The organism is Aeromonas sp. R3-1, assembly GCF_040908345.1.
GTDB lineage: Bacteria > Pseudomonadota > Gammaproteobacteria > Enterobacterales > Aeromonadaceae > Aeromonas > Aeromonas veronii.
The window spans coordinates 1-8,282 of record NZ_JBFODN010000178.1; the positions used below are offsets into that span (position 1 = coordinate 1).

Sequence of the window (8,282 nt, forward strand, 5' to 3'; positions counted from 1 at the left end):
AAGCCGACCCCCTGTACGATGCCGTCGATATGAAATTCGCGGCGCAGCCGGTTGGCCACCGGATTGGCAGAGCCAGAGGGGGCGATGGTGGCGCTCATACCGGCTCCATCTCATCTTGAGTCTGCGGCAAGCGCAGCACCCGGCGCTCGTTCTCCTCGCGCCGCACCCAGCCATCCATCTCCATGCGCAGGCAGAACGGAATGGCGTATTTGCGCGACAAACCGGTGATCTCCTTGAGGGATGCCATGTCGATCAGATCTCCCACCTGCTGGCCCGCCAGCACGGCGGCAACCATCTGGTTGTAAAGCTCGGCGTCGTAGTAGATGGGGCCATCGAGCTGCACCAGATACTTGAGTCGTGCCAGATTGCGCAGCTGCTTTTGCAACGCGCCTTTTTGTAGCAGGCCCTGCTGCAGGGCCGCGGGCAGCTTGCGGGTGATAAAGGGATCCAGCTCAACGCCGCCGGGGCCCAGTTTACCGGGCTCGTAACCCTCCTTGCCTTGATCTCGCACCACTTTGAGCACCAGCTGCGCCTCTTCCCCCAGATCATCTTCCGACTCGCCGCTGCCTTGCTGCCACTTGTCATGGTGCAGGCGAATGAGCTGCTCGCTCTTGAGCTGCTGGAGCAGGGCCTGAGTGACCGGCAGGGCGATACCAAAGCGGGTCGCCAGCTCGGCGGCACTCAGCGGTTCGCTGGCCAGCGTGGCCAGCAGCTGATCGCGGCTCTGGGCCAGCCAGCAGCTATCCAGCAGCCAGTCACCGAGGGGGGTAACCTGCTCTGGCCGCTGGTCAAAGCGGCTGGCCAGCACATAGCCATTGAGCCCCAGCTGCAGGGTGGCCGGGTTGTAGTGTTCGAGCTCATCTGGCAGCTCGCCCAGCAGGGTGTGCAGCGCCTTGCGTCTGGCGGGATGGATGTCGCCGCACCAGACGATGCGGGCGCCGTGCAGCAGTTCGCTGCTGCCGTGGCGAATGATGGCGAGCGGCTGGCCGAAGAAGCAGGGGATGGGGCTGGTAAAGATCAGCCGCGCCAGCCGGGTATCCTTGATGGGCAGCCCTTTTATAGGTGCCTCTTTTATCGGCACACAACGGGCGCGGCCATGCCAGCTGCCGAGGGCTACTTCCACTTCCTGCGTGCGTAGAGCCTTTCCGCTCAGGCTCTCGGCGTTGAGTCGCACGATAAGGTGGGTTGCCGCCTCGCACTGGCCGACAGTGCTGGTAAGACAGTGACCACGTGCCACCTTCTTGTGAGGCACTTTTTTAAGGCCTACCGCCACCCGGCAGACGGCGCCAATCTCGTCGACGCTCTGGTGATAGGCCTGCAGGGAGCGCACCTGCACCTCCCGATCGGCGGGGTAGAGGCGCAGCTTGTCCCCCACCTTGAGGCGGCCCTGCTGCAAGGTGCCGGTAAGCACGGTGCCGGTGCCGTTGGCGGTAAAGACTCTGTCCACATACAGTCGCGGGGCGCTCTGCTCGCGGGCAGCGTGTGAGGCTGGCAGTTCGGCAAGCTGGCGCACGATGGCAGTGTGCAGGGCCGCCATATTCTCACCGGTTTTGGCGCTGACGCTGACGATATCGGGCACCATGCCGCTCTCGTCCATTACCCGCTCCAGCAGGCTCTCTTCAAGCAGTAAAAGCTCGTCGGGGGAGACCAGATCGCACTTGTTGATGCAGACCAAGAGGCGTGGTACCCCCATCGCTTTGAGCAGGCGCAGGTGATCGCCGGTCATCGGCATCCACCCCTCGTCGGCGGCGATGACCAGCAGCACCAGATCCAGACTCCAGAGCCCCGCCACCATATTGCGGATATAGCGCTCGTGGCCGGGCACGTCGATGACGCCTATGGTGTTGCCCTGACCGTCGTCGAAGTGGGCAAAGCCGAGATCCTGAGTCATGCCGATGGCCTGCTCGTGGGCACGGGCGGTGGTGATGCCGGTGAGGGCCTTGATCAGCAGGGTCTTGCCGTGATCCACGTGGCCGGCAAGGCCGATAACGGCGCGATAGGGGGTCATGGGGTCAGGACTCCTCGGTCGCATTTGTTGCATTGAACGGGGCGGGGAGCAGCAACTCCCTGAGTTGGGCGATCAGCAGTTCCATCTCGGTTGGCAGCAGGGTGGCCATATTGAGCAGCACTCTCTGCTGGCGCACGGTGGCGATGACCGGCACCGGCAGTTCGCGCAAATCATCGAGCAGCTGTTGGGCCGGACGCGGGTCGGTGCATTCGAGCGCAGGGGCCGGGTAGAACTCGTCCGGCAATGTGCCGCCGCCCACCACCAGCTGGGCGGGGACCGGCACAAAGCAACCGGGCAGGGCGGCCATCAGCCGGGAGGCTCTCGCCTCCATGGCGGCCGGGTTGCTCAAGGTGCGCTGGGCAATCCCTTCACCGATTGGGGACTTGTTGAGCTTGTGAATGAGCAGGCGTTCGAGCAGGGAGTAGACGATGCGGCTCGGGCGGAAGGTGCGCATCATGGGGTGTTTTTCCAGCCGCTTGATAAGGTCGCTGCGGCCACTGATGATGCCCGATTGCGGCCCCCCCAAGAGCTTGTCGCCTGAGTAGCAGACCAGATCCGCCCCCGCCTTGATGTACTGGCGCACCGAGGTTTCATCCGGCGCAAACTCTTCGCTGGTCAAGCCGGAGCCCTGATCCACCGCCAGCACTACATGTTCGGGCAGGGCGCGGGCCACCTCGCCGATATCGGGGGATTCGGTAAAGCCGCGAATGGCGAAATTGGATCTGTGCACCATCAGCACCAGCGCGGTCTGATCGGTGATGGCATCGAGGTAATCTTTGGCGGTGGTGATATTGGTGGTGCCCACCTCCACCAGTTTGGCGCCGGAGAGGGCCAGAATGTCGGGAATGCGAAAGCCGCCGCCAATCTGGATCTGTTCGCCGCGGGAGACGATCACCTCGCGCCCCTTTGCTACCTCCTGCAGCAGCAGGAAGAGGGAAGCTGCATTGTTGTTGACCACCAGCGAATCCTCGGCCTGGGTGAGGCAACGGAGCAGGGGGGCGATCAGCCCCTTGCGCCCGCCGCGTTTGCCGGTGGCGAGATCCAGCTCCAGATTGTTGTAGCCGGTGTTGAGGTCACGCACCTCGTCCCACAGATCGGCACTTAACGGCGAACGCCCCAGATTGGTATGCACCAGGGTGCCGGTGGCGTTGATCACCCGGGTCTGGCGCTGGCGCAACTGCTGTTGGCAGCGTTTGGCAATCAGCACCTCGATCTGCTCGGGGGCGACCCCATGCTGGCGAAAATCTTCGTTCTGGCGCAGCTCGCTCAGGGTATCGCGCACCGCCTGAGTCACCAACGGGCGGCTCAGCGCCTCGATAAACCCGGCGAGAAAAGGTTGCTGCAGCAGCTGTTCCACTTGCGGCAGACGGCGGGTTTGTTGCTGGCCGGGCTGTTGCTGAGAATCTGGCTGTGAATCGTCGGCAGCCGTACCTGATGCGGGCTGGCGGTGGAGGATGGCTGGCGCGTGAGACGAGTTCGGCATGGGATTACCAGTGCTGTGCGTGGGTTCGGGATGCGCACCGGTTTGCCGATAGAGAGGCCGAGCTGACGGGTTATGGCACTGCTGGCGATTTGCGGATGACTGCAAACTGGGTGCATTAATGAGCGGGTATAAATTAATGCTGCATCGATGCTGATAAATTAATTTTTGGCCAGCGAGATAACCTGAGTTCGGATTATATTGGCAAGCGGCAAGCACCTTTTTTTAAGGTATTACTTCAAACATGTTGAACAAACAATGGAAATAACATCCAGGCCGAAAAATTCAGCGAGAGAGTATTTGTTCAATAGATAAGTTTGGCGGAAGAGGCAGGAATCGAACCTGCCAAAGCCTTCTCGGCTCACATCGGTTTTGAAGACCGAGGAGGCCACCAGACCCCATCAACTTCCGTAACGGTCGCCATTTTGTGGCAAATTTCTGTGACTGGCAACGCTTTTTTTGTCATAAAAAATCGAGAGTTAGCGATTTTTTGAAAAAATCAAACAACCTTGTTTTATATCAAGTTCAGCACAATTAGCCCGATGTTTTTAATTTAACATCGGGCCTCGATCACATTGCCGGAACCGTTGGTCAATAACGGTCGTTAACAACTCGATAAATAATCACCGGTTGGCGTTGGCAATATTCCACTGATCCAGTTTATCTATTAACAGACTGGTGTCACTGGCGGCATCAAGATGCTGATAAAGATAATCCATCGCCTCGCTCACCATCTCGGTCATCGGGAAGGAGAACGCCACGATGGCCGGTTGTACCCCGACAAAGATCACCTCGGGGACAAAGGTCTTGAGCTCGTCGATCAGGAAATTGAGTGGCATATTGTGGGTCGAGAAGATAAACATCTCGGCGATGGTCTCGGGGGGGATCACCTGCAGGGTTCCCGCCTTCTCGCCGATCTCGGCGGCATCCACCAGCACCACCCGCTCCGGTTGCAGCTCCCGCACCTTGTAGACCACATTTTCCGGCGCGATGCCGCCGTCGATATGGATCCAGCCGGACAGGGGGGCTGCTTGCAGTTTGTCGGCAAGATAGGGGCCGGCACCGTCGTCCCCCATCATGGCATTGCCCACGGTCAACACGAGATTGCAGCCCATCAGCGGCTCCTTACCATCAGGTACATATGGGGGTCGTTAAAGAGGGCGGTGAGCTGTTCCATAAAGGTGTTGGTCCAGCCCAGCTCCTGCTCATCGAGCACGCCTTCGGCTTTGCGCAGTCGGTCGAAGGCGCAGGCCAGCATATGGCAGTGCTCGCGATAGATGGTGATCTCGCCAAAGGTGAGAAACCCCTCCATCTTGCGGCGCGCTTCGCTCCCCTCTGGCAGCTTGGCCACCCAGTCGCGATAACCGATCAGCGAGCAGACCAGGTCTGCTCGCAGGCAATCGACGATGCCGAGGTGGTGGCCGATGGCGAGGCTGTAGTACATCACCTCTTTGGCCTCTTCCGGCACGTCGAACTGCTCGTCGACGAACTTGCGCGAGAGGCGATAGAAGAAAACCTCGTCAGCCATGCACTGCCTCTCCCTTGCCGGCTGCCCGGTTGAGGCAGGCGTTTGCGAGGTTGTTGACGATCTCCGAGAGGCGCGGATCGTCGTGCTGATCGAGGTAGCTCTGGATGCGCAGATCCACATCCTGCTGGGTCGCCCCTTCGAGCAGGGCCATAAACTCGTCGGCGATGATCCGCCCCTGACGATAACCGGCCATGCGGCGCGCTTCGCGTTCGATCATCACCCGGATTTCGTTGGGGATGCCGGTGTGGCGCAGTTCGACCCGTTCACCCGGTTGCACCTCGTGGCTGGTGGCTTTGAGTTTCTGCTCAAGCAGACCGAGCGCCACCGCAAAGCCGTAGATGGTAGCCGCCGGTGTCGGAGGGCAGCCGGGGATATAGACATCCACCGGCACGATCTTGTCGGTGCCGCCCCAGACGCAGTAGAGGTCGTGGAAGATGCCGCCGTCACAGCCGCAGGCGCCGTAGGCGATGCAGATCTTGGGATCGGGCGCTGCCTCGTAGGCGCGCAGGGCTGGCACCCGCATCGCCCGGGTCACAGCGCCGGTAAAGAGCAGGATGTCGGCGTGACGGGGGGAGGCGACCACCTTGATGCCGAAACGCTCGGCATCAAACAGCGGGGTGATGGTGGCGAAGATCTCGATCTCGCAGGCGTTGCAGCCGCCGCAATCGACCCGGTAGACATAGGCCGAGCGGCGAATGTCTTTGAGCAGGGTCTTCTTGAGTTTGGTGATCTCGGGATCCTGTGCCAGCGGCACGGCGCGGGTATGGGCATGGCCGACAACCGGTTCTATGCCTTTGATCTTGCTCATCACATCCACTCCTTTTGTGCGGCCATCGGTGTGGCTATCGGTGTGATCAGGGCCGAGTCAGGCTGGCTCAGCATGCTCTGTTTTCGTTTGCAGTCGGGGCAGTGGTGCAGCCTTTCCGGGGTCGCGAGCGGTGTGCCCGCCTGCTTGAGGGTGTCCTCTACCAGCGCCACCAGCTTGCTCGGGGTAAAGTAGGTGCCGCACAGGGTGCAGGGGGCCAGCGCGAAGCGGGCCTCCTCATAAAGGTCGGCCTTGTTGGTCACCGCCAGTTCGAACTCGGGTGAGAGGGCGATGGCGCGGGTCGGGCAGACCTCCTCGCAGCGGCCGCAGAAGATGCAGCGCGCCATGGAGATCTCCCAGCGCCGTTCGCCGGTCTCCATGTCCACTTCTATCACCAGCGCATTGGCCGGGCAGGCCTTGGTGCAGGCGGCGCAGGCGATGCACTGATCCGCCTGATATTTCGGTTTGCCGCGAAAATCCCGGTTCACATCAATAGGGGCGAAGGGGTACTTGGCGGTCGGGGTGCCAGCCTTGAGGATGGTCTTGAACAGCTTGATCATGATGACCCCTTATTTCAGCGGAGAGTTTTTACGATCGATGCCGTAGCGCTCGATCTCCTTGTAGGAGACCACGGTGGATTTGCCCTTCTTGGGGTCGACCAGAGTGACCCGATCGGTACAGGAGTAGCAGGGATCCAGACTGCCGATGATGAGCGGTGCATCCGCCACTGTATTGCCGCGCAGCATGTAGCGCAGAGCAGGCCAGTTGGCGTAGGTGGCGGCGCGGCAGCGCCAGCGGAACAGCTTCTGGTTGTCTCCCGTCATGCTCCAGTGGACGTTCTCGCCGCGGGGCGCTTCGGTAAAGCCCAGCGCAAACTTGCCCGGCTGGTAGGTGAACCCTTCGGTCAGAAGCGGCCCCTCCGGCAGGTGCTCAAGGCCGAACTCAATCATGTCGAGGGAGTCGTAGAGCTCGTGGATGCGCACCAGCACCCGGGACTGCACGTCGCAACCCGCCTTGGTCTGGATCACCATCGGCAGCTCGCGGTAGCCGGCAAAGTCGTGGACCCGGCGCACGTCACGCTTGAAGCCGCTCGCCCGCACCATGGGGCCGACGCAGCTGAAATCGCGGGCAATCTGCGGGTCGAGCTTGCCGATACCGATGAGGCGGGAGGAGATGTTGGCGGTATCCAGCAGCATGGCCACCAGGGGTTTGAGCTCATCACGCAGCTCCCGCACCAGCTGGGCACCCTTGATGCGATCTTCCTTGAAGATGTCGCGGCGTACCCCGCCAATCAGGTTGAGGCCGTAGGTCTTGCGGGCGCCGGTCAGCAGCTCGGCCAGGGTCATGGACTTCTCCCGCACCCGGAAGAACTGCATGAAGCCGGTGTCGAAACCGGTGAAGTGGCTCGACAGGCCGATGTTGAGGATATGGCTGTGCAGGCGCTCCACCTCCAGCAGCACGGCGCGGATCATCTTGGCCCGCTCCGGCACCGCAATGCCCATGGCATTCTCCACCGAGGTGGTGTAGGCGACGCTGTGGGTAAAGCCGCAGATGCCGCAGACCCGGTCGGTCAGAAACGCCACTTCGTTGTAGCCCATGCGGGTCTCCGCCAGCTTCTCCATGCCGCGATGGACATAGAAGAGGCGGTAGTCGGCATCGATGATGTCTTCCCCATCGACGAACAGACGAAAGTGGCCCGGCTCGTCCGAGGTGATGTGCAGCGGGCCGACCGGCACGATGCGGTTGGCATCACTGCCGAGCTCGTTGACGAAGGGGTAGGTCTCGGTGTCGGTGGTGGGCATCGGGCGCTGGCGGTAATCCATGGCGTCCTTGCGCAGGGGGTGGATATCCTCGGGCCAGTCGTCCGGCAGTACCAGACGGCGTTCGTCCGGCAGGCCGATGGCGCGCAGGCCGTACATGTCGCGGATCTCCCGCTCGCCCCATACCGCCGCCGGAATGGTCGGGGTGATGGAGGGGTACTCCTGGGTATCGGCATCCACCAGCACCTTGACGGTGATCCAGCATTTGGTGTCGCCCTCCATGGAGAAGACGTGGTAGACGGCGAAGTGGCCGTTGAGGCTGCGCTCGTCATTGGCAAAGGAGAGCGGAAGCCAGCCCCCCAGCTGATGGAAGATCAGGCTGGCGGTCTCGACCAGACTGGTGGGCTTGACGGTAATGGTGGCCTGATCGGCGGTTTGCCACTCCTCGTCGACGATGGCGTGGGGCAGTTGTGCTCGCACCTGCTGGATGTAGTCGCAGCCGATGCGATCCGAAATGGCGATGGTCATGCAGTTCTCACTTTAATGTTCGGGAATGAGCATTCACAAATGATGAAATCGGAAAAAATTGCTGTGCTGGCGGGCATGATTCAGATCCCGACCAGATAGGCGAGCAGCGCCAGCAGGGCCAGCCCCAAGCCGTAGCGGGTGAGCTTGTGGGTGCGCACGAACTGGGTGCGGGC

7 protein-coding genes and 1 tRNA gene are annotated in these 8,282 nt (G+C 61.4%); all 8 read right to left on the reverse strand.

Going from position 1 to position 8,282, the window contains the following annotated elements; genetic code table 11:
* Positions 1-94: 94 nt before the first annotated feature.
* The 8 genes from selB to AB5Y85_RS10870 all read right to left on the reverse strand — a co-directional run bounded on the left by selB (position 95) and on the right by AB5Y85_RS10870 (position 8,109).
* Positions 95-2,008, reverse strand: a complete 1,914-nt coding sequence (selB, locus tag AB5Y85_RS10835; protein WP_257687903.1) for a selenocysteine-specific translation elongation factor — start codon at positions 2,006-2,008, stop codon at positions 95-97.
* Between the two features lie 4 nt (positions 2,009-2,012).
* A complete protein-coding gene (selA, locus tag AB5Y85_RS10840; RefSeq protein WP_257687904.1) occupies positions 2,013-3,491 on the reverse strand; it encodes an L-seryl-tRNA(Sec) selenium transferase in 1,479 nt (492 codons plus the stop codon).
* Positions 3,492-3,806: 315 nt separating this feature from the next.
* Positions 3,807-3,898 (reverse strand) — tRNA-Sec (locus AB5Y85_RS10845).
* A gap of 213 nt (positions 3,899-4,111) precedes the next feature.
* Complete coding sequence (hycI, locus tag AB5Y85_RS10850) at positions 4,112-4,603, reverse strand: hydrogenase maturation peptidase HycI (protein ID WP_005301892.1); 492 nt, start codon at positions 4,601-4,603, stop codon at positions 4,112-4,114.
* The gene (locus AB5Y85_RS10855; protein ID WP_257687905.1) at positions 4,603-5,016 is read right to left on the reverse strand and encodes a formate hydrogenlyase maturation HycH family protein; all 414 of its coding nucleotides are present in this window, start codon (positions 5,014-5,016) and stop codon (positions 4,603-4,605) included. Before AB5Y85_RS10855 ends, hycI begins: the two co-directional genes overlap by 1 nt.
* Entirely contained in the window at positions 5,009-5,824 is an 816-nt protein-coding gene (locus AB5Y85_RS10860; protein WP_005333324.1) for an NADH-quinone oxidoreductase subunit B family protein, read from the reverse strand. The genes AB5Y85_RS10855 and AB5Y85_RS10860 overlap by 8 nt, the downstream gene beginning before the upstream one ends.
* Positions 5,824-6,381: a formate hydrogenlyase complex iron-sulfur subunit gene (locus AB5Y85_RS10865; RefSeq protein ID WP_257687906.1), complete on the reverse strand. Its 558-nt coding sequence runs from the start codon at positions 6,379-6,381 to the stop codon at positions 5,824-5,826. The genes AB5Y85_RS10860 and AB5Y85_RS10865 overlap by 1 nt, the downstream gene beginning before the upstream one ends.
* 9 nt (positions 6,382-6,390) lie before the next feature.
* On the reverse strand, positions 6,391-8,109 hold the full coding sequence (locus AB5Y85_RS10870) for an NADH-quinone oxidoreductase subunit C (RefSeq protein ID WP_257687907.1): 1,719 nt from the start codon (positions 8,107-8,109) through the stop codon (positions 6,391-6,393).
* Between the last annotated feature and the right edge of the window lie 173 nt (positions 8,110-8,282).

What these genes read in the sequence shown, in the direction of transcription:
- selB (WP_257687903.1), bottom strand. Translation starts at nt 2,008, where the DNA reads ATGACCCCCTATCGCGCCGTTATCGGCCTTGCCGGCCACGTGGATCAC.
- selA (WP_257687904.1), bottom strand. Translation starts at nt 3,491, where the DNA reads ATGCCGAACTCGTCTCACGCGCCAGCCATCCTCCACCGCCAGCCCGCA.
- hycI (WP_005301892.1), bottom strand. Translation starts at nt 4,603, where the DNA reads ATGGGCTGCAATCTCGTGTTGACCGTGGGCAATGCCATGATGGGGGAC.
- AB5Y85_RS10855 (WP_257687905.1), bottom strand. Translation starts at nt 5,016, where the DNA reads ATGGCTGACGAGGTTTTCTTCTATCGCCTCTCGCGCAAGTTCGTCGAC.
- AB5Y85_RS10860 (WP_005333324.1), bottom strand. Translation starts at nt 5,824, where the DNA reads ATGAGCAAGATCAAAGGCATAGAACCGGTTGTCGGCCATGCCCATACC.
- AB5Y85_RS10865 (WP_257687906.1), bottom strand. Translation starts at nt 6,381, where the DNA reads ATGATCAAGCTGTTCAAGACCATCCTCAAGGCTGGCACCCCGACCGCC.
- AB5Y85_RS10870 (WP_257687907.1), bottom strand. Translation starts at nt 8,109, where the DNA reads ATGACCATCGCCATTTCGGATCGCATCGGCTGCGACTACATCCAGCAG.